Source organism: Brumimicrobium salinarum, assembly GCF_002844555.1.
GTDB lineage: Bacteria > Bacteroidota > Bacteroidia > Flavobacteriales_D > Crocinitomicaceae > Brumimicrobium > Brumimicrobium salinarum.
The window spans coordinates 20,146-44,825 of the sequence record NZ_PJNI01000009.1 but is presented as its reverse complement, the minus strand read 5'-3'; the positions used below and the strand labels follow the sequence as shown (position 1 = coordinate 44,825).

The window sequence follows — 24,680 nt, the reverse complement described above, 5'->3', positions numbered from 1 at the left end:
TTAACAAAAGAAATAAGCAATCTATTGATATATAATGGTCGATACATTTCTAAGAAAGCAACAATATGAAATTTAAACTTTTAGATTTTATCCCGATATTCACCCGAAAGATTTTGATTGCTTTCCTTATGCTATTGTCAACCTTCGTTTGCTAATTGATACACGAAGGACCTTTTTTTCGTTTTACGAAGTAGCCTACTTTTCTTACCTTCCATTATTTATAAAAGATAAAGTACTGGGCTATTTTTAAGTTTTCAGATAGTAGTGTATATCTCCTAAAGCTTTATATATGTTTTAATTGTTTTATGATTCGATTGATTTCTCTTTTTTTACTTTCTTTTTTTGTAATTCTAAAAAGTTTATGGTTCCTACCATCGTTAAAATAACGGGAGCTAAAACTACTCCAATAAAAGGAATGTAAAGTAAGATGGTGAAGATTAGACCCGTAAAGATCATTTGAAGTGGATGCTGAAATGCGTACTTCCAGCTGTTTATTACACTGATGTTGTGTCTTTCGAGTGAATAATCGTAGCTATTAAAGCCGGTAAAGAAACTTAGTAAAACTAGAGCTACGAAGGGCGAAAGGATTGTAAGGCCAAATAACCATGCAATGATTGACCATAATAAGTAGCACGAGAAATAAAGTAAACCACCGAAAATTATTACACCTAAAGTACGCAAGATATCTTTAAAAAATTTCGTCCAACCATCAGGAAAATCTCTTCCTGTTTCTGTAGTTTCAACGCGTTGACTCAGCAAGGTGTTAAAAGGAGATAATAAAGTAATGATTGTAAATTGATAAATGAATAAAGATAGGCTGTTGATCCAATTAAAAACGGTGTTGATGGTTGAGCCTAGGTAAATTCCTATCCAAGGCAGCTTGGCGAAAAAACGCAGCCCATCATTTAATATAGAAAGACCGACAACATAAAGTATAAAAATACTTGCCACAACAAGTCCGGGTATAAAAAAAATCAAAAATGCGCGTTTTCTCAATAGAAAGAGGCTGCGTTTTAATGCGAATAAATGATCTTTTAATGCATTCATGAATGGGGATTAAACAACTTTAAAATTAATACGATAATCCCAAAAAAACCAATTGTACCAAGAAAAAATAATTTTCCGCCTCTGTATCCTTTTGTGTACCAATACCAACTATTTAAACCGCCAAAAATCAATCCGCCAATAAACGCATATAAATAGTGAATTGCTGCCATGACTTTTTTCTACAAGAATAACTTATTTATTGGTTTTAGTTCGTAATGAATGTTACGTATTCTGTTTTTCTATGGTTAATCCAATTACACAAATATCATCAATTTGTTCATGACCTTCAGCCCATTTTTTCATCGTATTTTCTAAAAGTTCTTGCTGCTCCTGCATAGGTCGCTTATGGTTTTCGATAATTAAGTTTTTCATCTTTTTAATTTTAAACTTTTTTCCTTTTGGGCCTCCAAATTGATCAGCGTAACCATCAGAACTCATATAAAAACGAGTTGTATTAATTAGATTAAACTCATGTAATTCAAAAACTTGATCAGCAGGTGTAAATCCGCCTACGGCAACTTTAGTAGCTTTGATTTCACTAAACTCGTTATTACTCATCATCCATAGCGGTCTGTTAGCTCCTGCGTATTGAATTCTTTGGGTACTGTGATTAATAGTCAGAATTGCAGCATCCATTCCATCTCTTGTTGCATTCTTAGTTTCATCTTGTCGTAAAGAAGTTTTTATACCTTGATTGAGAAAACTCAAAATCTCACTTGGATTGGTAATGCCTTTTTCTTGTACGCATACATTAAGTTTGTCAACTCCGATCATTGACATAAATGCTCCAGGAACACCATGTCCAGTGCAGTCTGCACAAACTACAACTGAAATATCATTCTGTCGATAATACCAGTAAAAATCACCACTTACGACATCTTTTGGCCAAAATAAAACAAAAGCATCCCCTAGTTTTTGAAGCATTTCTTCTTTGATGGGCAAAATAGCAGATTGAATTCGTTGTGCATAATTTATACTGTCTTCAATTTCTGTTTTTTGATGAATAATTTCTGCTTTTTGCTCTTCTAAACGCGTATTTTTTAATGCAATTTCGTGTGTTCGTTCCGTTACCGCTACTTCAAGTCGTTTATTTTGTTGTTTTAAACGGTAGAGACTAATTTTCACAATTCCATAAATGAGTAATAATAGAATAATAAAGTATCCTAAAATAGCATAGGATGTTTTATACCAAGGAGTAAGAATAGTGAATGAGATTTCAGCAATTTCAGATTCCTGATGATAAACATTTCTAGCCTTAACTTTAAAGGTGTACTTCCCATCTGGTAAATTAGTTAACTCTATTTTTGTTTTATTACTCCAAGCTGACCAATCTTTTTCGTAATTCTTTAACCAATATGTATATTCTAGCGCTTGTCGATCTTCAAAATAAGGTGCACTGAATTCAATATTCAAGTAGTTTTTTTTGTATTCCATATTAATTGGAATGAATTCTTCATGATGAATGCCACCAAAAATTGTTTGATTAGCCTTGTTTTTCACAGCGCTTATAATGGCTTTAAAATCATTTTTAAATGGAATTTCCCCTTCAATTTGGTAGCGTATAAGTCCATCAGATGACCCTATCCAAAGATAAGGAGCGTCGCTAGAACGATACAAAGTATTGATGCGCCCTTTTTTAATTCCCCAAAATGGTCGATTGGTAAATGTATTTTTCTTTTTGTCGAATACACCAACTTGGTTATCTATGCTGTACCATGTGCGATCTGCCTCATCATGTAAGTCAAAGATTGGCCCTTCAAGTAAGCTGTCTCCTAATGTGGTAGGCATAAAGAAAGTATAAGTTTCGCCATCCATTTCTGTTTCATCTACGCTTAAAACGCCTTGCGTTGAACCCAAAACGACTTTTTTATTTAGTATTTGAGGTACTAAAATATGGTCTTGCGGAAACCCAAGTTCTGTTCCCATAAAAAGTTCTACATCAAAATGATCGGTCTTCTTAAGTTTTATAACTCCTTGACCTATCGCACCAATCCAATAATTTGTGCCATCCTCAGTAATTTGTTTTTCAATGCCAGAAATTGTAGTTAATTCATTTTTATAACGGTACAGAAGCGTGAGTGTCGTTAGGTCATAAACAGAAACACCGTTCATTCCAGCATTTACGAGAATATTGTTTGCTTGATCTAGGTAGGATTTATTGGTATTCTCTCTGTTTATTTTGGTTATTTTCAATTGTGCGTCCTCTATATCGGCAACGAAAAAGCCTTCGCTTGTACTAATAAAAAGATGGTTTTTATGCCTGCTTAAGTCCCAAACAGAATAATTTATACCTTCTATTTTCTCAAAAATTCGGATCGATTTCTTATGTGACTGTGTTAATCTAAACAAACCTTCATTGGTTCCTATGTATAAGAGTTCTCGGTCTTTATAAACATCATGGAGAATTGCTTCTACACCTCCGTGTACGCCTTGCTTAGCAGAAAAATATGACAGTCTTGATGTTTGGTTAATTAAAGAAATACCATTAGCCGTTGTAATCCACAAGTTACCATCTACATCGATAAACTGTCTTTCGATATCATTAGAAACAAGTCCCATTCGATTATCTATTCTATATAGCTCTTTACCTTCATGGTTGATTATAATCAATCCTTTCCCTCTGGTTTGTAGACTGATTTTTTGATCTCCAATTGCTTTTGCACCATATAAAATATAACTTAAGATTTGTTTATCATGCGCTGTAGGATGCGGATAAAGTGTGTTACTTTTTGTATTGAGTTTGAATAGACCCAATTCCTGGGTAATAACAATCTTTATATGCTTTTCTTGTGTTGGAACAATACCAAAAACACCATAATCCTTTATGGCTTCACTATTCTCTACCTTAATCCACTGCTTGTTTTTCCAAGTCATTAAACCTATGCCACGCATCCTTGCAACTAATTGTTGATTAACATTAAATGTAGTATGGGCTGTTGAAGGCATTTCAAGAGCGGTAATTTTGTTTTCTTTTAAAAGAAAAATTTGTTCCTCACTTTGAAAAAATATTCCATCAGGTGTTTCATGAATATCCCAAATTTCATGAAAAGAATAATCTTTTCTAAATGCCGAATCTATTAAGGAATGATATACGTATTTGCCATATTTATTTGGCTTTAATTGACCGAAATCGCCTAATGTGCCAACATATATATTCCCTTTTTTTGAATGGTGTAGAGCATAACAAGCGCGTGTAGGAACCACAGAAATCGAATCCCATCTATTTCCATCAAAAGTGAGAATGTTTCCCGTGTTACCAAAATACATGACACCTCTATTGTCTTGACAGATTCCAATGTTTTCTGGCGAGAATTGATGACCGTAATCATCAGCATTGAAATTGGTAATTGGTGGAAATTCATTTTGAGCATTGGCCCATAACCAAGGAAAAATACTCACATAAAGTAATAGGTGTTTTAGCAATCGTTTCATAATACAAAGTAAAGAAAATCAAATGATTTTGTTCAAATATATTCAAAAAATAGAATTCTTTGTATTGGCTAGATAGGATTTCTTAACTTCGTTTTTTTATAAAAACAATACTGTAAAATGGAAAAATCATTATCGCAATTAATAAAGTGTGTTTCAGCGTTTCATTCCTGCTTTTCGATTGAAAATGCAAATGCTCCATGCGCCAATATTGGTAATGATGCAATTGAATTACGTTATCGATTAATGCGGGAGGAAAATGAAGAATATTTATCTGCCGCAAAAAATGACGATGTTACCGAAGTGGCAGATGCGCTAGGAGATCAGTTGTATGTATTACTTGGTACTATTCTCAAACACGGAATGGAAGATGTGATTGTAGAGGTCTTTCAAGAAATTCATAGGGCAAACATGAGTAAATTAGATTTGAATGGAAAACCTGTTTACCGACAAGACGGGAAGGTAGGGAAAGGAAATGCTTATGTTGCGCCAAATATTCAATCAATAATAGAAAAATATGGCATTTAATATTCGTGTTTATGGTATTCTGAGAAATGACAAAGACGAGATTTTGCTTTCGGATGAAAGGCGTTTTGGGAAAAGATTTACTAAATTTCCAGGAGGAGGTTTAGAACAGGGCGAAGGGATTAAAGATTGTTTGATTCGCGAGTTTGAAGAGGAGTTGAACCTTCCAATTGAAGTAAAAGAACTCATTTATTTAACCGATTTCTATCAGCCATCAGCCTTTAATGAAAACGACCAAATTATAAGTGTTTATTATTCCGTATTTTCTCCTCATCTCGATTTAATTCAAGTAAAAAACACTCCATTTGACTTTAAAGAGAATGAAATAGAGTCGCACCGCTGGATGAAACTATCTGAGTTAAGTACGGACGAGGTAACTTTCCCAATAGATAAGCATGTGGTTGAATTATTGATTAAGAACTCTTGAGAATACGAATCAAAAAAAAGAGTTATGCAAGTCTTTTTTGAACGTAAGCATTGATTTTGGTGTAAAACTGCTCTGGAGAATAGGTTCTCCACGAAACGTCTTCTAATTCACCACCAAGAACAAAGTACTGATCAAGATGGATTTCATTGAACTCACGTATGACATGTTCGTGAAAATTTACCATGGCAATATATCCATCATCGAGTTCATCAAACCATTCTTCGTAGTAACAATCATCAGAATAATGAAAATTAAGTACATTTTCACCTATAAGAATAAATTTATCTATCCCTTCAAACATCAGATGCTCAACAATATCTCTCTTAAAGGTCATAATGTCGTTATTAATTGCATCATTCCACTCTCCAATTAATTCAATGACGGTATATCCCTCATGATAGTCAGTGTAAAGAATTTTCATGAATAAAGTAGAAGAACCAAAGTTATCCCACTGGGGATGTAATAAATAATTATAGACTTGGTCCGAAAATTCAAATTCACTATATTCTTTTTCATAAAAAGGTGAACGCTCATCTTCAGATGAAATATAATGATCTCTCCAATTAAAATAAGGCTCTATTTCATGCATATTACAAAGGTATGACAACAATTGAAGAATGATAAACTTTATGCTGATAGTTTTAAAATGATTAATTTTATCTTTGATTTTAAAGGGTAAAATTTAGTTGAGCAGACGTAATTAATTCAGAATGTATATATTTATCAAAAAAAATCTAAAATTAAATCAATGAGAGATTACAGAAAATTAATGTTTATTTCAACTTTATTCATGCTTGTTTTTTTGGCGAGTTGCAAGTCTGAAGTTGATAGCGATTTGAATAAAGGTGTAACAAAATTTGTTAGCCAAACAGATAGTATTGTCGGTTATGGATATATTGACTTTAAAGCAATAAAGGATAAGTCTGCATTAACTGAAATTCCTGATTTTGGAGCGTTAATTCAAGAGCAATTATCCACGATAGAACAAGGCTTGAAGTTTGAAGATATGATACATTATGCCTTGCAAGGACCGCTCGATAGAAATGGAGTTCCTAAAAATGCCTATGTATTTATGAGTGTAGCTAATAAGGATAGCTTAGCAGCCATGTTTGATGACATGGGATTCTTTTTCGAGGAAGAAAATGATTTAATGACTTATGAGGAAGGTGATTTTGCAATAGGCTTTAATGATAAAACTATGGTTTTGGCGTATGGTGGTCTAAAAGGAAAAGGAGCTGAATTGATTGCTGATATTCATCAAACTATGATAGGTGATGGTGAGATTAATGACCGTGTTGAAAGTATTTTGAATACACCAACAGATATTCTTATTGCTTCTAATTTAGAGCAAATGTACGGAACCTCTAATACGTCTTTAGCCAATTTATCTGCAGACAAACAAGATGAGATTCAAAGCTTGGTGAAAAATAGCCATGTTGCTTTTAGTTTAGGGTTTGAAGAAGGTCAATTGATTTCCAAATTTGATATATCTAATGTAAACGAAGAAATGAAATCAACGTTCTTTTTTCAAGAAGAAGCTGATGCGAAAATTAATAAAAACCTCGGACCAGGTGAACCTTCAGTACACATGAATTTGTCCGTTGATTTGAAAAAGATGGAAGAATTGATGCTGACTTTTTCTCCAAAACCAGAGCTTTCTGTTTTTCAAATGTTTGGTAAGCAAGGACAAATGATGGAATCTCTTGTGGGTGAGCATCTGACAGATGCCATAAATGGTAATATCGGATTAATGGTCGGTAAGGAAGCAGTGCCAGATAATATTAATATGCAAAACGTTCCGAAAATGCACATGTATATTGGGCTAGGTAATAAGACTGAAAATATGATGGATTTGTTAGAAACGTATGCAGAAGAAGGAACTGTAAAAGATTTAGGAGATGGATATTATCGCCAAGATCAAGCAATGATGCTGGTACAAGAAAATGCGGTTATTTTACATAGTAATGACACGCTAAAAGAAAATTTTAAAGTGGAAGGTCTTACCAAAACATCAAATATGAAAGAAATTGGGAATCCACCTTTTTCATTTTATGTTGATTTAAAACATTTTGCAGAAAACGATTTACCTGTTTCAGGAGGTAGGTATGATTTGATTCTTGGTTTAGCCGATCATCTGTCATTGACAGGAAATAACGAGGAGTTTGTTCTGAAAATTGTGATGAAAAATAAGGATGTAAACGTTCTTAAACAAATTACAAATGCATTTCAAGAAGACCTAATTAATCAAATGGGTAATGTTTCGTTTTAGTTAACGGATTAATTTATTTTCAAGGTGTCCATATTTATTATGGGCACCTTTTTTTTTGGATATGATTGTTTAAACACGTAAAATTGTTAGCAAAATTATAGCGGGGAGTCAAAAAAAAGTATTATTTTTACCTTACAAACAATCACACAGAGGTGTTCGATTTGTTTGAGGTCGCAAGACCGCCATGTAGCGTTGTTTGAAGCTTAAAATTTTACCTTTAGAACTGTACTTGACTTGTCTATGGCGAGCCTCCCTTCGTCGTTTTACGAAAAGGATAACCCAGAGGATTACAGAAATAAGTCGGAGGTTCTACACATGTCGATCTGAGGCTTTCAGATTTAAGCTACATGGTTTTTTTATTTTATTCCTGTTTATCATAGCAACATCTTTTCATTTTAATTTCATTAATTGTAAAATGATTGTAATTTAGAATTAAATTTGCAATCATGATAACTAATTTCTCAAAAACCAATTCAATTTTCAACCAATTCTTGGCTGAAATTCGAGATGCTAAAATTCAAAAAGACCGATTGAGGTTCAGACGTAATATTGAACGAATAGCCGAAATAATGGCGTACGAATTGTCCAAGACGTTGAAATACTCAGAAAAAGAAATCACCACACCATTAGGCGAAGCTATGATGCATACGTGTGATGATGAAATTGTTTTGGCAACAATTTTACGTGCTGGAGTTCCTATGCATCAAGGGTTACTCAATTACTTTGATCAAGCGGATTCAGCATTTGTGAGTGCATATAGAAATCATTCTTCAAAAGAAGACTTTGAAATCGATGTAGAATATTGTGCATCACCAAGCTTAGACGGGAAAGTACTTATTATTAGTGATCCTATGTTGGCCACAGGTAATTCATTAGCTGCTGTTTACGAGGTGCTTAAAAAATATGGAACGCCTAAACAATTGCATTTAGTTTTTGGAATTGCCACAGAGCAGGGACTAGGTTTTATAGAGAAAAAACTACCAAAATCTACCAAAATATGGGTAGGAGCGGTAGATAATGAACTCACAGCTCAGTCATATATTGTTCCAGGTTTGGGCGATGCAGGAGATTTAGCTTACGGAGAAAAGGTGTAAGTAAAGTAATAGACAAATGTTAACATACTTCAGTTTTGCTTTATTTAGTTCTTGGAAATTTATGTTCACTCCCTTAGCAGGACCTGCTGCTGGATTAAGTTTTTGGGAAACATTTATATCGTGTTGTGTGGGTGGATATTTTTCAGCCTCTATTTTTTACTTTGGAAGTAGTTACTTTATGCAGCTCTCTGTTCAACGAAGGGCAAAAAAACCAAAAAGGCAATAGCGAAAGGTAAGGTTATCCCGAAATACAGAGTCTTTACAAAAACAAACCGACGTATCATTTATTTTAAACAAAAAATAGGTCGTTATTTTACGTATTGGGCTTTTCCTTTGTTCTTATCTATTCCTCTAGGGACGATTATTACCGCAAAGTTTTATAAACATCATAAGCAAACTTTCCCATTCATTATTTTATTCCTTACCTTAGATTGCTTTATTATTACAGGTGGCACTTACTTTGTTAAAGATTTAGTTATATGAATGTTATAAAAGATGTTTTTTTCGATCTGGATCGAACACTTTGGGATTTTGATAGAAACTCTGAAAGCGCTTTGCGAATTATCTTTGATGATTTAAAACTAGAAAATCATGCGTCATCATTTCAGGATTTTTTGAATAATTATAAACAAGTAAATGCCAAGTATTGGAACGATTACGGACAAGGAAAAATTGATAAAATACAATTAAGAAATGGTCGTTTTACAGATACATTAAAGATTTTTAATATTGATGACGAACAATTAGGCCAAGAAATGAACGATCGATATCTCGAAATTTCTCCTTATCAAACACATCTTTTTCCTTCTACCAAAGAGGTACTATCTGAATTAAAAGAGCAAAATTACCGCTTACATATTATTACAAATGGGTTTAAAGAAGTTCAATTCATTAAACTAAAAAATAGTGGAATACTTCATTTTTTTGATGATGTACTATGTAGCGAGGAAGTGGGTAAAGCAAAACCCCATCCATCTGTTTTTCAAGGTGCATTGGCAAGAACTAGAGCTGCAGCAAATCATTCGATTATGATTGGAGATGATTTTAAAGCAGATGTAATTGGTGCAGAAAATGCTGGAATTCGAGGTGTTTTATTTGATCCTAATAAGAAATACCACACCAATACAACTATTGAACGCGTCGAGCATTTAAAGGAAATACCACCTTTGATTTTAGGAATTTGAGTTGTATTTTATCGAAACAAGATAGGTGTTTATAAATTAGCTGATAAGCTGTTATGAAGCAAGAAGTACGCTAAACCAAGCTTACGGGTTCATTTCGACAAAATTTAATACATCATAATGAAGGAAACCAAGGGAGTTAACTCTTCAATAACTACACATTTCTGACCGAAATTTCTCTTACAAACTCCCAAAGTACTACTCCAGCACAAACTGAAACATTTAAACTGTGCTTCGTCCCAAATTGAGGGATTTCCAAAACAACATCTGCAATATCAATGATTTCTTGTTGTACACCATCCACTTCGTTTCCGAAAACCAAAATGTGCTTTTCATCAGATTTTATTTTGATTTCATGTAACATTTGTGTTTTCTCTGCTTGCTCAACAGCATAGACTTTCCATCCTTCTGATTGATATTTCTTTAGCAAATCAACTAAGCTCTCGTGATATTCCCATTCAATTGACTCTGTTGCACCCAACGCTGTCTTTTGAATTTCACGGTGAGGTGGCTGGGCGGTAATTCCCCCAAGAATAATTTTAGAAACATTAAAAGCATCAGCAGTACGGAAAAACGTGCCCACATTGGCTAAACTTCTAATGTTATCAAGTACCACCACAAGTGGAAACTTCTCTTTTTCTTTAAACTCCTCTACTGTTGGGCGATTTAACTCCCATAATTTTAACTTTCTGTTCATAAGTATTGATAATTGGACCTGTTTTTTTTGCTGAAATATCTACTGAAACCAGTATGTTTACGCACTGCAAAATAACATAAACAAATTCATTTTGGCGAAAACAAAGAAAGAAAAAAAATCAAGTGAAACTCCACTGATGAAGCAATATAATCAGATCAAGGCAAAACATCCAACAGCCATGCTTCTTTTTAGAGTTGGAGATTTTTATGAAACCTTTGGAGAAGATGCTGTTAAAGCCTCTAAAATACTTGGAATTATTCTCACTAAAAGAAAAAATGGAACTGCTGCCCATATTGAATTGGCTGGCTTTCCTCATCATTCTTTGCAAACGTATTTGCCAAAATTAGTTCGTGCAGGAGAACGCGTAGCAATTTGCGATCAACTGGAAGACCCGAAAATGACGAAAAAAATCGTTAAGCGTGGTGTCACTGAGGTTGTTACTCCAGGAGTTGCGATGAATGATCAAGTTTTAGAACATAATAAGAATAACTTTTTAGCTTCTGTTTTTTTAGGTAAAAAGGAACATGGTGTGGCTTTTCTTGATATTTCAACAGGGGAGTTTCTTGTAGCCCAAGGAGATACAGAGTATTTGGATAAACTTTTACAAGGTTTTGAACCTAGTGAAGTTTTATATGCACGACAACAAGACCAAAAGTTTAAAGAAATATTTGGCGAACGCTTTTATAGCTTCCGCCAAGAAGACTGGATTTTCACGGAAGATTTTGGACGTGAATCTTTGAATAAACACTTTCAAACTAAGAATTTAAAAGGTTTTGGAGTTGAAGAACTAAGTGCAGGAATTATAGCAGCTGGTTCAATTTTGCAATACATTTCTGAAGCACAACACAAAGATTTAGGGCATATATCAAAAATCAGTAGAATTGAGGAGGATAAGTATGTTTGGTTGGATCGCTTTACAACGCGGAACCTCGAACTTATCAATTCCCCACATGAGAATGGAGCAACTTTATTGTCTGTTCTCGATCAAACGATCACTCCAATGGGTGGACGAATGATGAAAAGATGGATGGTTTTGCCTCTTAAAGATTTAAAAACAATTGAAGCGAGGCAACAAGCGGTGAAAGCTTTAATCGAAAATGAAGAGGTTTCATTTGAGTTGAATCAACGCCTGAGTAATATTTATGATTTAGAACGTTTGGCTTCAAAAATTGCTGTAGGAAAGGTAAATCCTAAAGAGGTTAACCAATTAAAGGGAACATTATTAGAGTTGAAACCAATTCAAAACCTTTTGAAAAGTACCCAAGCTAAAGCGTTGTTGAGCATTGTAGATCGTATTAATCCATGTGAACAATTGATTGCTTTGATTACCGAGCAACTGCATGATGATGCAGCTATCCAAGTTGGAAAAGGAAAAGTCATTGCAGATGGATTTGATGAAGAGTTGGATGAATTACGTAAATTATCTAATTCTGGGCGAACCTTTTTAGAGGAATTGCAACAAAGAGAGTCTGAAAGAACGGGGATTCCTAGTTTAAAAGTGGCTTTTAATAATGTTTTTGGGTACTACCTGGAAGTTAGGAATACCCATAAAGACAAAGTTCCTGAAGATTGGATACGTAAGCAAACTCTTGTAAGTGCAGAAAGATACATTACAGAAGAGCTTAAAGAATACGAACAGAAAATCCTTGGCGCAGAAGAGAAAATTGATCTCATCGAAAGGCGATTGTTTTCAGAATTGGTTCTCGCAATGGCTGATTATATACATCCTATTCAATTTAATGCATTTCTGATTGGGCAATTGGATTGTTTTTTATCTTTTTCAACTGTAGCAAAGCAAAATCAATACAACATGCCAGAGCTTAATGATGGTGTTGCAATTGATATTAAAGAAGGCCGTCATCCTGTGATTGAAAAACAAATGGGTATTGGTGAGGATTATATCCCAAATGATGTTTTTTTAGATAACGATACCCAGCAAATCATTATGATTACCGGACCAAATATGTCGGGTAAAAGTGCTATTTTACGTCAAACAGCCTTGATTTCTTTAATGGCTCAAATGGGAAGTTTTGTTCCCGCAGCCTCAGCAAAATTAGGAATTGTAGACAAAGTATTTACGAGGGTGGGAGCCTCAGATAATATTTCTTCAGGGGAATCAACGTTCATGGTAGAAATGAACGAAACGGCGAGTATCTTAAATAATCTTTCCCGTAGAAGTTTAGTGCTTTTAGATGAAATTGGTCGAGGAACAAGTACGTATGATGGAATATCTATTGCATGGGCAATTGCAGAATACATTCATCAACATCCAAAGGCGCATTGCAAAACACTTTTCGCTACACATTACCATGAGTTAAATGAAATGACGAATAAGTTTCCACGGATAAAGAATTATACCGTATCTGTAAAGGAAGTGGGGACAAAAATTCTGTTTTTACGTAAACTAATTGAAGGGGGAAGTGAACACAGTTTTGGGATTCACGTTGCGAAACTTGCTGGAATGCCAAACCCTGTTGTTGAACGTGCAACAAAAATGTTAAAAGAACTTGAAACGTCGAATCGAGGGAGTGAAAAAGAAAAAGTTAAGGCGGCAGGTGATGCAGATGATATGCAATTGAGTTTTTTCCAATTAGATGATCCTGTTTTAGAAAGTATTCGTGATGAAGTTACCAACATGGATATCGATACACTAACTCCAGTAGAAGCTCTTTTTAAACTTAATGAAATTAAGAAAATGGTAGGAGGGAAGTAATACGAGTATTTGCTCATATTAAGAATTGGAATATTTTTGTAATTACAATATTTACAGATTCTCAAGTAAGTGAACCTTTATTGATTGACCTCTCTATATTTTTGCTTTAAAGATGTATAAAATATCCGGTGTAAATTAGAAGTACAAAGGATGTACAATTAATTGTTTACCGTTAAAGATCAATGCAGGAAATGGTATTTTTATGTGATTAATCACTTTGAAAAGGGTTGATATCCATTTTTTTCAGGACTAAACTGTTCAAAGTCAATATCTAAAGAAAATAGAAATTGCCGTTCCGCATTAAAAGTCTCAATCCCTAATTTACTATCGATGTGGTTATATACGTTGAGATCGCCATGTAGTTTTTTGTCCACACTATAACCAAAACTAAAGCTAAGCCAATTCGGGAAAAAAGAAGATGAGTTTAGAAACTGACTTGGCGTAAATGAAAGCCAATAGGTTTGACCATTGTAATCTTTAAGTAACCTTTCTGGAAAAGAACTACCTAAGACTTCTGGACGATACGATGCATAAGGTGTCAAATGAGCACTGAATTTTAATTTGAATCTTTGTTCTTCCCATACCAAATCTTGCCAAACATACCAAGCTACTCCAAGCGCATTAGCACCAAGGTCTGCCCATGAAAAGCCCCATTCTTCAGAGTAACCATCCAAAATCTCTAATGTGGTTAAATATCCAAATCCAACTGTAGAACCGATGATTAGACGCTGAGACCTATTCATGCCAGACCAATCATAAACAGAAGAGATGTTTTTGGTAATCATATTTCCAGTATAAAAATGGCCTACTTTATCCATTCCTAACCATTGTTTTGAGTCGTCAAAAGTGTGGAATTTATTTGTCCAATTTTCTTTATACCAAATATTTTTCAAGGACACAACGCTGCCTAACCATCCTGCGCCAATTACTCCACTTGTCCATGCCGTTCGTTTTACATTGAAAACGGAATCCTTTTCAAAAAATGTTTGCGCTTGAAGATTCAAAGTCAGGCATGAAAAGAGTATGAGTAATGTTTGTTTCAAAATTTATTAGACTTACCAAAGTTTATTGCTTTAACTGTACTTCAAAATGAAAATCTACGATATCACCAATTTTTGCTGAGGAAGCCATACCATAATCAGTTCTGTTTAGAGAAGCTTTCCCCCAAAGCACCATGATTTTTTCGTTATTTTTTTCTCCAACTCCAACTAATTTTAAAGTAAGGTTTAAAGGCTTAGTTACTCCAAGTAATGTGAAATCTCCCTGAACTTCATATCCATCGTTTTTAGGCTTAAACTGATTGGCTTTAAATATCATTTCGGGATGTTCTTTTTCATTTAAATAATCATTTTCCATTAAGGATTCATCTCGCATTGAGTTGAAGGTGGTAATATTTTTTACAGGCATAACAACCTTTATTTTGGACTTGGAAATGTTTTGTGCCACATTAAAAGTTCCTTTTACTTTTTGAAACTCACCGTTTGTTCTACCTCCTTGTGGTCCCAATTCAAAGAAAATCTTAGAAACCTCTTCATCGATTTTCCATTTACCCAATGCTTGTTCTAAATCTTTTCCATTAGGTTCTTCTAATTGATCATGATAACTTTTGACCGTTGTTTTACTTTTTCCTTTATTATCTTCAATTCCAAGTGCACCTAAATCAATACCCGAGGTTTGTTTAACAGGAGAGAAGATAGGGGCAACTATAAGAATTAAGCCAAAGGAAAATAATTTCAATCCAATTGCATTTGATGTATTTTTAAAACCAGCATATAGCAACCCAACCAAACCTGTTGAAATAAGCAAAGCTGTTAAAGTTAATACACCTCCTAGTCGTTCTAGTTGTGTGTAAGCAAACCCAAGTAACAAAATAATTACTGCAGGAACAAAAAGTGCTTTTAGTGTAAATAATAACTGCCATTTACCCGAACTTCTTTTTGCTAAACGAATAAGAATTTCATATACCATTATATTAAAACCAGCGAAGAAAATACCTTCAAGTACTTCACCATTTGATAAGTTTAAGGCTTCATAGCCTGCATTATTTAAAATGATAAATGCACCAACTATTAAAAATAACGAACCACCCGTTGCCGTGTTAATATTTGTTGAGTTAATCGTTTTGTTTTTGAAAAGAAAAGCAGACGAAAGAAAGAATGTAGCAGCAATTAGAACCCCAGCTTTACCAAGTAAAAAGTTACCGATTGCAGCAATGAGGCCTATAAAAACAAAGCCAAATGCGTTGTATAGTAAATATTGATCTTGAGTTTCCCATTTGATGGGCGAAATTTTATTCACTAACCGTTTAATTAAGCTATTTACTAATGAAATGAGGAGTGGAGTTAAGGAACTTATTGCTGCTATCATTATTAAAACTTTCAGGTCCTCTATAGGGAAATCCATAAAGCTATGTGCGCTCACTTGGGGAAAGAATAAGAAACTAAAAGATAGAATGAGTGGAATAAGTACAAAAATATTATTTGATTTATGCTTTAGTAAGATTCCAAAGGCAAAGCTTATTCCAAGAATTGAAATTAAAATAAAAGCCATCAAGAAATTGGTTTCTTCTGCAACAGAGAAAAAGTCTTTGGCAAGTATTAAAGTAATTAACCCTAAAATGAATGAAGAAATCATTTGAGTAGCGGGTGCTTTTCTTTTTACGCTAGAAAAGGTAGATAAAACTCCTGAAATAATTAAAAATATTGCTGCTATGTATGTCATGTTTTATTTTTTTATAAAATTAATGATATTTTAATTAATAGGATAATACAGTAATAAAGATGATTTGTTTAAAAATAAAAAATCCCGATTCTTTAGAATCGGGATTGTATCTCTATAATGAGGAATGATTATTTTCCATCCATTTTATCTTTAAGCGCTGCAAGTGCATCTAAATCACCTAAAGTTGATTTTTCAGCTCCTTTGTTTACATCTTTAATGGCTTTAGAAGTACCTCCTGACTTACCAGACTTTTTAGTCGTTGGTTTGTCTTCTCCTTCTTCGAAAGTTCTTAAGTGTGAAACAACAATTTTCTTAGCGTCTTTGTTGAATTCGATAACTTTGAAATCAAGTTGTTCTTCTACTTTCGCGTTAGAACCATCTTCTTTACGCATGTGCTTAGCAGGACAAATCCCTTCTACACCGTATGGTAAAGATACGATACCTGATTTATCTTTTTGTTCAACAATTGTTCCTTGGTGTACTGAACCTTCTCCGAAGATTGTTTCAAATACATCCCATGGATTTTCTTCTAATTGTTTGTGACCTAAAGAGATTCTTCTGTTTTCCTGGTCGATTTCAAGAACAACAACTTCCATTTCTTCTCCTACTTTACAGAATTCTGATGGATGTTTAATTTTCTTTTGCCAAGAAAGATCTGAGATGTGAATCAATCCGTCAACACCTTCTTCTAATTCAACGAATACACCGAAGTTAGTGAAGTTACGTACCTTAGCTTTGTGCTTAGACTCAACTGGGTAACGGTTTTGGATTTCTTCCCATGGATCTGGCATCAATTGCTTGATTCCTAATGACATTTTACGCTCTTCACGGTCTAATGTTAAAACAACTGCTTCAACTTCATCTCCTACTGCTAGGAAATCTTGCGCAGTTCTTAAATGTTGTGACCAACTCATTTCAGAAACGTGAATTAATCCTTCAACACCAGGTGCGATTTCAACAAATGCACCATAATCAGCAAGTACAACTACTTTACCTTTTACTTTGTCTCCAACATTCATGTTTTCATCCAACGCATCCCAAGGGTGAGCTTGCAATTGTTTTAATCCAAGTGCAATACGTTTTTTGTCGTCATCAAAATCAAGAATAACTACATTTAATTTTTGATCAAGCTCTACAATTTCTTCTGGGTGGTTTACACGTCCCCAAGAAAGATCTGTAATGTGAACTAAACCATCAACACCACCAAGGTCAATAAACACACCATAAGAAGTGATGTTTTTAACTGTACCTTCAAGAACCTGTCCTTTTTCAAGACCAGAAATAATTTGTTTTTTCTGCTCTTCAAGTTCAGCTTCAATAAGTGCTTTGTGAGAAACAACAACGTTTCTAAATTCTTGGTTAATTTTAACAACACGGAATTCCATGTCTTTACCAACATACATGTCGTAGTCACGAATTGGTTTTACATCGATTTGAGAACCTGGCAAGAATGCCTCAATTCCAAATACATCAACGATTAAACCACCTTTAGTTCTACATTTAACATGTCCAGTAATTACTTCTCCAGTTTTAAGTACTTCGTTAACACGATCCCAAGCATGGTGCATACGTGCTGTTTTATGAGAAACAACAAGCTGACCATTACGGTCTTCTTGTGACTCAACAAAAACAACAACTTCATCACCTATCTCAAGGTTGTCTTTATAACGAAATTCATTAATTGCAATAACTCCTTCAGATTTGTAACCAATGTTTACAACCACTTCACGGTCTGTAATCGCTACTACTTTTCCAAGGATTACCTCCTTTTCATTGATAGAAGTTAAAGTTGCTTCATACGTATCAGCGTATTCAGCGTGTTCTGCTTGACTGTATCCTTCGTTTGCTAACGCTTCCCAGTCAAATTCAGGATTTCCCTGATCGATAATTTTGTTTTCAGCCATATTGGCAATAATTTAATTGTATTTCAAGTAATCTTAAAAACCTGAAAGATGTTTATATTAAAATCGTCTGTATTAAGATTGACGATGCCCAATTTTCTCTAAATTGGAGTGCAAAGGTAAACTTATTTTATTTGAATGGCAAAAGACATTGATAAAAATTTAATTACTTCTTGAAAATGAAGTGTTTTATTCAATTTTGAAAGGCCTATCCTACAATGTATTTTTTACTTAAACTACATTTTATTGAAGTATTCGCTAAATCACGAAACGGATAATTTTTATAAGGAGTATATTTGTGTTTACTAGGTGTAGTTCCTAATGGTTTAATGGCTTGTTTACAATGAAACAATTAATATTCTAAAATATAGTCAGTGGTTTCAAAAGGTACATTCAAAACACTGTCATAGCCGTAAGACTCACTTCCATTTACCCACCAGTAAAACTTCATATATGTATCGCCAGTATTTGCACATTTGAAGATAGTATCGACTTTACCTGTGTAAAAACTTTCTCCGTCTGGACAGCATTCAGAACAGTCTGTTTTGCCATTAACCTTCTGAATTTTTAATACATCTTGATCATTATTTGGCGGTTGATTTTTAATTATAAAACGAGTGAAAGATTTTGCTTCTAAGGTTGGATTGGTAACGTTTTCCTCATCTGCTGTTAAATCATCAAAAAAATATGTTTTTGAATGCTTGAAGTAATTTTCTTTGGTAAAAACAATTATCAATTTTTCAAACTTACTCCTGTCAATGTTAATTGAATACTTTCCTGCTCCATCTGTTTGTGTAGTTCCTTTTAGTGACTCAATGTTTTTACCTATTTCAATCGTGTAAACTTCAACATTAACATTTGATAAGCCTTGATTAGAAATAGATGAGGATACATACCCTGTTAAATTAAATTCTAATTCCTTTTTCTTACAAGAAAATAAAGCCAAAACAGACAAAGTAAGAGCGAAGTATATAATTTTCATAGTTGTTGATTTTAAATCAAATATACAGAAATCAGAGAATTAGTCCTAGTGTTGAATGGAAAATAATGACGAAATAGGAACTTGTTTTACTGAACGGGAGAATATTGAGAAAGACTGAGTGTGGTGATGCTGTTATTACATTCTAGGTGTTCAGCATTAAAACTTGTCAAATCGATAATTTGAATGTTTTTATTTTCTAAAATATTTAATAATGTCGTATCCTTAAAATCACCTAACTGAAAATATTTAAGACGTCCATTATTAAAATCTCTTTCTGCAAGTTTTGTGGCATTATGACAGGTTTTTATAGTGAGATATCCTTTGTAAGGTGAGTTTAATATTTCGTATTTAAGGATACTAATTTGAGTGGAGATTATTCCAATCATAAATGCAAATAAAGAAGCTATAATTACTAGTTTCTTTCGTATTTGGTTCCATAAAATGTAAATGGTAAGAGTCAACAGAGATAATCCTTATCCTAGTTTAACTATGTTGTAAACTCCAAATATTGGCTGCCAATAGAATTCTACAATAGTCAAAACTCCAATTAAACCATAAAGAACTTCTTTTCTAATTTTCATATTCTTAAAAGAGCATCTGCTTTTACTCAAACATTCTTACATATTAATTGTGTCATTTCATCCAAAGCGTTTGGTTTAATCCATTGCGCATCTTCAATTTTTCTAAACCAAGTGAGTTGTCTTTTGGCGTATCTTCGTGTGTTTTGTTTTACTAGTTCTATTGCTTTTTCGTAAGAGATGTTATAATCTAAATACTCAAATATTTCTTTGTAGCCAACGGTGTTTAATGGTTGTAGTTTTTGGTGTTTTTTATTTGCTCTCACTTCATCTATTAATCCATTTTCAATCATTAAATCTACGCGATGATTAATTCTTTCGTATAAAACCTCTCTTGGATGATCTAACACGTAAAAGTCAGTGGGAAAGCGTGGGGTTTTCTTTTTTTGATTCCTTAATTGAGAGTAGGGAGTACCAGTAATTTCGAAGACTTCTAATGCCCTGATAATTCTAACTGGATTTTGAATGTCTGAGTTTTGAAAATATTCAAGATCTACTTTCTTGAGTTCTTCTTGAAGGTATTCAATACCATAGTGTTCTAATTTATCATTCCAAAATGCTCTGATTTTTGGATCGTGTGGCAATTGATCTGTCCCGTAAATTAATGCGTTGATGAACATTCCAGAGCCTCCAACAATTACAATGAATTCATTGGTTTTAAATAATTCATTGACCTTTGCCAAGGCCTCTTTTTCAAATTGTCCTGCGGTTAAGGGGGTGTGAATAGAGTGGGAGTCTACAAAATAATGCGGAACGCCTTGCATTTCTTCTTTTGTAGGCTTTGCAGTTCCTATGGAAAGTTCTTTGTAAAATTGTCTGCTATCAGCTGAAATTATAGGTGCTTTCAGTTGTTTTGCAACAGCCACAGCAAGGGATGTTTTTCCGCTCGCTGTGGGGCCTGCTATTACAATCAATTTCTTCATTTTACTTACAGGTTCTACCAGATTTTAGAAATCTCTTTTTCGTTTTTACGCATTGGGTCGCCCTCTTTTACGTTAAAAGCTTTAAAGAATTCCGGAGAATTCATCAACGGTCCATTCACACGGTATTTCCCTGGACTGTGTGGATCTGTAGCTATTCGTTTTTTTAATTCAGCATCTGTGTAATTGATTTTCCAAAGTTGAGCGTAAGCAATAAAAAATCTTTGCGAAGGTGTATAACCGTTAATCATTTTGTTGGATTTGTATTCCTCTGTCATTTTGTAAGCATGATAGGCCATCGTTATTCCACCTAAATCAGCAATATTTTCCCCCATTGTTAATTCAGGGTTAACACAATGACCGTCAATAGGACAGAAGTCCGCAAATGTTTTTCCTAATCTTGCTGTTCTATTTTCAAAGTTTTCTCTATCTTCTTCTGACCACCAATTTGTGAATGAGCCATCTGCTGCAAATTTACTTCCCATGTCATCAAAACCATGCGTAAATTCATGACCGATTACCATCCCGATACCACCATAATTTACTGCATCTTCTGCATCAACATCGAAAAAAGGAGGTTGCATAATTCCAGCAGGAAATGCAATTTCATTTAAAAGTGGGTGATAATAAGCATTTACCATGTGCGCCGGCATTCCCCATTCATTTTTATTCACTTTTTTGGTTAATTTCGACATATTGTCCATATACGAAAAGTGATTGCATGCATCGATATTGCTGATGTAGTTATCTGGAGATATTGATAATGCGCTGAGGTCTTTCCATTCATCGGGATATCCTAACTTTCGACCAATTGCGTTTAGTTTTTTCAAAGCTTCTGCTTTTGTTCGGTCAGTCATCCACTCAAGATTATTCAGTCGTTGTTCATAAACGGTTAACAAATGATCAACCATTGTATTTACCTTTTCTTTGGCTTCTTCAGAGAAATGACGTGCTACAAATTCTTTTGCTAGAGCTGTCTTCACGGCTTTATTCGTCATTTCTTCAATTGCTTGTTCATTTATAGGTTTCATTTCCTTTTTACCAGACAAAGTTTTTCCGTAAAAGTCAAAATGAAAATTAACAAGATCAGTGTTTAGATACGATGAATAATGATTGATGTATTTCCAAGTGATGTAGTTTTTAATATTTTCGAAATTACTTTCATTTATGATGGTTTTTAGTGCGTTAAGGTACTTTGGTTGTCCAAGGATTAAAGAATCTACCTCATCATTTCCAAAAGTGTTGATGTATTTTTGTAAATCTAAAAAAGAAGAATATTGATGAGCGTTAGAAATGGAGATAGGATTATAGGTGTTTTCAGGCACCCTAAGTTCCGCTGGTTTCATCATATTTTTGGCCATTTCTTTTTCTAAAGAATAAGTGGAATGTGCCTTTTTCTCGGGATTTTTATAACCGAAATAGTCAAATACTTTTGTCATGAAATCGATGTAAGCATTTTGAATTTCTTTTTTGCTTTCATCCATGTAGTATTCACGGTTCGGCATTCCAAGACCTCCTTGCGAAAGATTAAGCACATGATTTTCTACATTTTTTAAATCTTGACCTACATAAAGACTGTAAAATCCTGTTATTCCTTTGGATTTCATGTCAAACAAAACTTTAGGTAGATCCTTGAACTCCTGTAGTTTGTTAATATCTTGCTTAATGTTTTGCATTTCTTCATCGCAATTTTTCTTACGAGCGACTTTATTTTTCATGGCAGCATAATAATCACCAATAATTTGCATATCGCTTCCTTTTTCTGCCTCTTTCTCTATTGCCTCATCTAGGATGGTAGTAAGTTTCTCTTTGTTTATTTTATCTAACTCATTGAAGCTCCCCCATCTAGATTCTGAAGCTGGAACAGGATTGTTTTTTATCCAAGTTCCATTTGCAAATTGAAAAAAATCTTTTGTTGGTGAAGTTGTTGTATCCATGTAGGAAACATTGATCGTATATTTAGAGTTATTGTTCTCAGCGTCTTGCTTTTCTTTGTTGCTATTACATGAGAATAGTGAAGCACTAATGGCAATTAATGCAAGGGTATTAATTTTAAAATTCATTTTATTTTTTCTATTATGGTTTGTAAATCATTTCAACGTGCGGAATGTTGTCTTCAAGGTATTCTTTTCCTGTTGATACGAATTTGTGTTTTTTATAAAAGTTTTCCAAATGCTTTTGTGCTGACAGTCTGATTGGATATTTACCAATTACGGTTCTAACATAATCCATTGCTTTTTCTATCATTTCGTCACCGAATTGTTTCTCTCTTTCACTTTTGTCGAGAACAATTCTTCCAAAAGAGATTTCTTCATAGGAAACACCACGTGGTAAAATACGCATGGTGCCCACAATGTTTCCCTTTTTATTTCTTGCAACAAGATGAAAAGCGACTTGATCTTTGTGGTCTAACTCTTGATAGGGGCAATTTTGTTCCACAACAAATACTTTTACTCTTAAAGCGAGTAAATCATAAAGTTCGTAAATATCTAAATCTTCGAAATGTTTAAATTGCCAGCTCAACATTATTGAAGGAATTAAGTTTGAATAACGCCAACGTTATAGTCTCTTTCCGCTGGCTTTAGATTTGCCGCTTCAATTCCTAAAGCAATAATGTTTCTAGTTTCAGCAGGATCTATGATTGCATCAACCCAGATTCTTGACGCAGCATAGTATGGACTAATTTGTTCGTCGTAGCGGTTTTTGATTTTATCATACATTTCTTTTTCCTTTTTCTCAGTAATCTTTTCACCTTTTGCTTTTAAAGAAGCTACTTCAATCTGTAAAAGTGTTTTTGCTGCTGAAGCTCCACTCATAACGGCGAGTTCGGCAGTAGGCCATGCGAGCATTAATCTTGGATCGTAGGCTTTTCCACACATTGCATAATTACCTGCTCCATAAGAGTTACCCATTACGACAGTAAATTTAGGTACAACTGAATTAGCCATGGCACTTACCATTTTAGCACCGTCTTTAATGATTCCTCCATGTTCACTTTTCGAACCTACCATAAATCCTGAAACGTCTTGAAGAAACACAAGCGGAATATTTTTTTGATTACAATTCATTATGAATCGCGCAGCTTTATCAGCCGAATCCGAATATATAACACCTCCGAACTGCATTTCTCCTTTGCCTGTTTTGGTTAGCACTCTTTGATTGGCAACAATTCCAACACTCCAACCTTGTATTCTTGCATAACCTGTTACTATAGTCTGACCGTATTCTTTTTTGTATTCCGTGAATTTTGAATCGTCAACCATACATTTGATGATTTCTTTAACATCATAAGGTTTAGTTCTGTCTTTGGGAAGAATTCCGTAGATATTTTCGGGCTTAACCTTTGGTTCAATCGCTTCTTTTTTATCAAAACCAGCAGATTCTGGCGCACCAATTTGATCCATAAGCTCACGAATTGTTTCTAAACATTCTTCATCTGTTTCTGACTTATAATCACAAACACCAGATATTTCGGTATGGGTAGATGCACCTCCTAAAGTTTCGTTGTCTATACTTTCACCAATTGCAGCTTTCACCAAATATGAACCTGCTAAGAAAATCGTTCCTGTTTTATTAACAATTAAACTTTCGTCTGACATGATCGGTAAATATGCACCTCCAGCAACACAACTTCCCATTACTGCAGCAATTTGAGTTATTCCCTTTGAGCTCATCACTGCATTATTTCTAAAAATACGACCGAAATGTTCTTTATCAGGAAAGATTTCATCCTGCATCGGTAAGAATACTCCTGCGGAGTCAACTAAGTAAATAATAGGAAGGTTGTTTTCCATTGCAATTTCTTGTGCTCTAAGATTTTTTTTGCCTGTTATGGGAAACCAAGCTCCGGCTTTTACAGTTGCGTCATTGGCTACAACAATACATTGTTTGCCTGATACATAGCCGATCTTTATCACAACACCTCCTGAAGGACACCCTCCGTATTCTTCGTACATTCCTTTTCCTGCAAATGCTGCAACCTCGAAGCGTGGAGTGTCTTTGTCAAGTAATAATTCAATTCTTTCTCTGGCCGTAAGTTTACCTTTTTTATGATGTTTTTCTATTTTGGCTTTTCCACCACCTTCATAAATCTTAGCTAATTCACGTTCAAGCTGTGATATCTTTAGACGCATAGCGTCATCATTTTTGTTAAATTCTAATTCTTTTTTTGAGATCGCCATAATTGTAATTTGTTG

At 34.1% G+C, this 24,680-nt stretch carries 21 protein-coding genes; 7 read left to right on the top strand and 14 right to left on the bottom strand.

The features are described from left to right. Positions 1-303 precede the first annotated feature (303 nt). Genes CW751_RS08935 through CW751_RS08930 form a run of 3 tightly spaced genes read right to left on the bottom strand, consistent with a single transcriptional unit; the run spans position 304 to position 4,479 of the window. On the bottom strand, positions 304-1,047 hold the full coding sequence (locus CW751_RS08935) for an EI24 domain-containing protein (RefSeq protein WP_101334662.1): 744 nt from the start codon (positions 1,045-1,047) through the stop codon (positions 304-306). Continuing rightward, positions 1,044-1,217, bottom strand: coding sequence for a hypothetical protein (locus CW751_RS15430; protein ID WP_165779269.1), 174 nt, complete (start codon positions 1,215-1,217; stop codon positions 1,044-1,046). Before CW751_RS15430 ends, CW751_RS08935 begins: the two co-directional genes overlap by 4 nt. A 52-nt stretch (positions 1,218-1,269) precedes the next feature. Then, entirely contained in the window at positions 1,270-4,479 is a 3,210-nt protein-coding gene (locus CW751_RS08930; protein ID WP_101334661.1) for a SpoIIE family protein phosphatase, read from the bottom strand. A gap of 117 nt (positions 4,480-4,596) precedes the next feature. On the opposite strand from CW751_RS08930, the gene CW751_RS08925 reads away from it, so the two are divergent. Both CW751_RS08925 and CW751_RS08920 read left to right on the top strand, forming a co-directional pair. Beyond that, positions 4,597-5,004, top strand: coding sequence for a pyrophosphohydrolase domain-containing protein (locus CW751_RS08925; protein WP_101334660.1), 408 nt, complete (start codon positions 4,597-4,599; stop codon positions 5,002-5,004). Further along, positions 4,994-5,428 (top strand): NUDIX domain-containing protein, encoded by a 435-nt coding sequence (locus CW751_RS08920; protein ID WP_101334659.1) that lies wholly within the window; start codon positions 4,994-4,996, stop codon positions 5,426-5,428. Before CW751_RS08925 ends, CW751_RS08920 begins: the two co-directional genes overlap by 11 nt. A 22-nt stretch (positions 5,429-5,450) precedes the next feature. On the opposite strand, the gene CW751_RS08915 is transcribed toward CW751_RS08920, so the two are convergent. Next, on the bottom strand, positions 5,451-6,017 hold the full coding sequence (locus CW751_RS08915; protein ID WP_101334658.1) for a hypothetical protein: 567 nt from the start codon (positions 6,015-6,017) through the stop codon (positions 5,451-5,453). 159 nt (positions 6,018-6,176) lie between these two features. Here CW751_RS08915 and CW751_RS08910 point away from each other — a divergent pair, with 159 nt between their 5' ends. The 4 genes from CW751_RS08910 (at position 6,177) to CW751_RS08900 (ending at position 9,975) form a co-directional block, all read left to right on the top strand. Continuing rightward, complete coding sequence (locus CW751_RS08910) at positions 6,177-7,697, top strand: hypothetical protein (protein WP_101334657.1); 1,521 nt, start codon at positions 6,177-6,179, stop codon at positions 7,695-7,697. A 446-nt stretch (positions 7,698-8,143) separates the two neighbouring features. Next, a complete protein-coding gene (gene upp, locus CW751_RS08905; RefSeq protein WP_317045805.1) occupies positions 8,144-8,791 on the top strand; it encodes a uracil phosphoribosyltransferase in 648 nt (215 codons plus the stop codon). 16 nt (positions 8,792-8,807) lie between these two features. After that, positions 8,808-9,017 (top strand): hypothetical protein, encoded by a 210-nt coding sequence (locus tag CW751_RS15325; protein WP_133122182.1) that lies wholly within the window; start codon positions 8,808-8,810, stop codon positions 9,015-9,017. 253 nt (positions 9,018-9,270) lie between these two features. After that, positions 9,271-9,975 (top strand): YjjG family noncanonical pyrimidine nucleotidase, encoded by a 705-nt coding sequence (locus CW751_RS08900; RefSeq protein WP_101334655.1) that lies wholly within the window; start codon positions 9,271-9,273, stop codon positions 9,973-9,975. Positions 9,976-10,126: 151 nt separating this feature from the next. Here CW751_RS08900 and CW751_RS08895 read toward each other — a convergent pair whose 3' ends face one another. Further along, on the bottom strand, positions 10,127-10,669 hold the full coding sequence (locus CW751_RS08895; protein ID WP_101334654.1) for an RNA methyltransferase: 543 nt from the start codon (positions 10,667-10,669) through the stop codon (positions 10,127-10,129). Positions 10,670-10,805: 136 nt separating this feature from the next. Here CW751_RS08895 and mutS point away from each other — a divergent pair, with 136 nt between their 5' ends. Continuing rightward, positions 10,806-13,382 carry a DNA mismatch repair protein MutS gene (gene mutS / locus CW751_RS08890; RefSeq protein WP_101334815.1) on the top strand — a complete coding sequence of 859 codons (2,577 nt, stop codon included), beginning with the start codon at positions 10,806-10,808 and terminating at the stop codon, positions 13,380-13,382. 212 nt (positions 13,383-13,594) lie between these two features. Here the strand turns inward: mutS and CW751_RS08885 are convergent, their stop codons facing one another. The 9 genes from CW751_RS08885 to CW751_RS08845 form a co-directional block, all read right to left on the bottom strand. Further along, on the bottom strand, positions 13,595-14,425 hold the full coding sequence (locus tag CW751_RS08885) for a DUF2279 domain-containing protein (RefSeq protein ID WP_133122181.1): 831 nt from the start codon (positions 14,423-14,425) through the stop codon (positions 13,595-13,597). Positions 14,426-14,447: 22 nt separating this feature from the next. After that, a complete protein-coding gene (locus tag CW751_RS08880) occupies positions 14,448-16,103 on the bottom strand; it encodes a YceI family protein (protein ID WP_101334652.1) in 1,656 nt (551 codons plus the stop codon). 128 nt (positions 16,104-16,231) lie between these two features. After that, the gene (gene rpsA / locus CW751_RS08875) at positions 16,232-18,007 is read right to left on the bottom strand and encodes a 30S ribosomal protein S1 (protein ID WP_101334651.1); all 1,776 of its coding nucleotides are present in this window, start codon (positions 18,005-18,007) and stop codon (positions 16,232-16,234) included. A gap of 349 nt (positions 18,008-18,356) precedes the next feature. Next, positions 18,357-18,986, bottom strand: a complete 630-nt coding sequence (locus CW751_RS08870; protein WP_101334650.1) for a hypothetical protein — start codon at positions 18,984-18,986, stop codon at positions 18,357-18,359. An 86-nt stretch (positions 18,987-19,072) separates the two neighbouring features. Continuing rightward, entirely contained in the window at positions 19,073-19,372 is a 300-nt protein-coding gene (locus CW751_RS08865) for a hypothetical protein (protein WP_101334649.1), read from the bottom strand. A gap of 221 nt (positions 19,373-19,593) precedes the next feature. Then, the gene (gene miaA, locus CW751_RS08860) at positions 19,594-20,487 is read right to left on the bottom strand and encodes a tRNA (adenosine(37)-N6)-dimethylallyltransferase MiaA (protein ID WP_101334648.1); all 894 of its coding nucleotides are present in this window, start codon (positions 20,485-20,487) and stop codon (positions 19,594-19,596) included. Positions 20,488-20,501: 14 nt separating this feature from the next. Continuing rightward, positions 20,502-22,547, bottom strand: coding sequence for a M13 family metallopeptidase (locus tag CW751_RS08855; protein ID WP_101334647.1), 2,046 nt, complete (start codon positions 22,545-22,547; stop codon positions 20,502-20,504). Between the two features lie 13 nt (positions 22,548-22,560). Further along, positions 22,561-23,010: a GNAT family N-acetyltransferase gene (locus CW751_RS08850; RefSeq protein ID WP_101334646.1), complete on the bottom strand. Its 450-nt coding sequence runs from the start codon at positions 23,008-23,010 to the stop codon at positions 22,561-22,563. 11 nt (positions 23,011-23,021) lie between these two features. Further along, positions 23,022-24,665, bottom strand: coding sequence for an acyl-CoA carboxylase subunit beta (locus CW751_RS08845; RefSeq protein WP_101334645.1), 1,644 nt, complete (start codon positions 24,663-24,665; stop codon positions 23,022-23,024). Between the last annotated feature and the right edge of the window lie 15 nt (positions 24,666-24,680).

Excerpts from the sequence above, each read along its gene's own strand:
- CW751_RS08935 (WP_101334662.1), bottom strand. The coding sequence starts at position 1,047 with ATGAATGCATTAAAAGATCATTTATTCGCATTAAAACGCAGCCTCTTT.
- CW751_RS15430 (WP_165779269.1), bottom strand. The coding sequence starts at position 1,217 with ATGGCAGCAATTCACTATTTATATGCGTTTATTGGCGGATTGATTTTT.
- CW751_RS08930 (WP_101334661.1), bottom strand. The coding sequence starts at position 4,479 with ATGAAACGATTGCTAAAACACCTATTACTTTATGTGAGTATTTTTCCT.
- CW751_RS08925 (WP_101334660.1), top strand. The coding sequence starts at position 4,597 with ATGGAAAAATCATTATCGCAATTAATAAAGTGTGTTTCAGCGTTTCAT.
- CW751_RS08920 (WP_101334659.1), top strand. The coding sequence starts at position 4,994 with ATGGCATTTAATATTCGTGTTTATGGTATTCTGAGAAATGACAAAGAC.
- CW751_RS08915 (WP_101334658.1), bottom strand. The coding sequence starts at position 6,017 with ATGCATGAAATAGAGCCTTATTTTAATTGGAGAGATCATTATATTTCA.
- CW751_RS08910 (WP_101334657.1), top strand. The coding sequence starts at position 6,177 with ATGAGAGATTACAGAAAATTAATGTTTATTTCAACTTTATTCATGCTT.
- upp (WP_317045805.1), top strand. The coding sequence starts at position 8,144 with ATGATAACTAATTTCTCAAAAACCAATTCAATTTTCAACCAATTCTTG.
- CW751_RS15325 (WP_133122182.1), top strand. The coding sequence starts at position 8,808 with ATGTTAACATACTTCAGTTTTGCTTTATTTAGTTCTTGGAAATTTATG.
- CW751_RS08900 (WP_101334655.1), top strand. The coding sequence starts at position 9,271 with ATGAATGTTATAAAAGATGTTTTTTTCGATCTGGATCGAACACTTTGG.
- CW751_RS08895 (WP_101334654.1), bottom strand. The coding sequence starts at position 10,669 with ATGAACAGAAAGTTAAAATTATGGGAGTTAAATCGCCCAACAGTAGAG.
- mutS (WP_101334815.1), top strand. The coding sequence starts at position 10,806 with ATGAAGCAATATAATCAGATCAAGGCAAAACATCCAACAGCCATGCTT.
- CW751_RS08880 (WP_101334652.1), bottom strand. The coding sequence starts at position 16,103 with ATGACATACATAGCAGCAATATTTTTAATTATTTCAGGAGTTTTATCT.
- rpsA (WP_101334651.1), bottom strand. The coding sequence starts at position 18,007 with ATGGCTGAAAACAAAATTATCGATCAGGGAAATCCTGAATTTGACTGG.
- CW751_RS08870 (WP_101334650.1), bottom strand. The coding sequence starts at position 18,986 with ATGAAAATTATATACTTCGCTCTTACTTTGTCTGTTTTGGCTTTATTT.
- CW751_RS08865 (WP_101334649.1), bottom strand. The coding sequence starts at position 19,372 with ATGATTGGAATAATCTCCACTCAAATTAGTATCCTTAAATACGAAATA.
- miaA (WP_101334648.1), bottom strand. The coding sequence starts at position 20,487 with ATGAAGAAATTGATTGTAATAGCAGGCCCCACAGCGAGCGGAAAAACA.
- CW751_RS08855 (WP_101334647.1), bottom strand. The coding sequence starts at position 22,547 with ATGAATTTTAAAATTAATACCCTTGCATTAATTGCCATTAGTGCTTCA.
- CW751_RS08850 (WP_101334646.1), bottom strand. The coding sequence starts at position 23,010 with ATGTTGAGCTGGCAATTTAAACATTTCGAAGATTTAGATATTTACGAA.
- CW751_RS08845 (WP_101334645.1), bottom strand. The coding sequence starts at position 24,665 with ATGGCGATCTCAAAAAAAGAATTAGAATTTAACAAAAATGATGACGCT.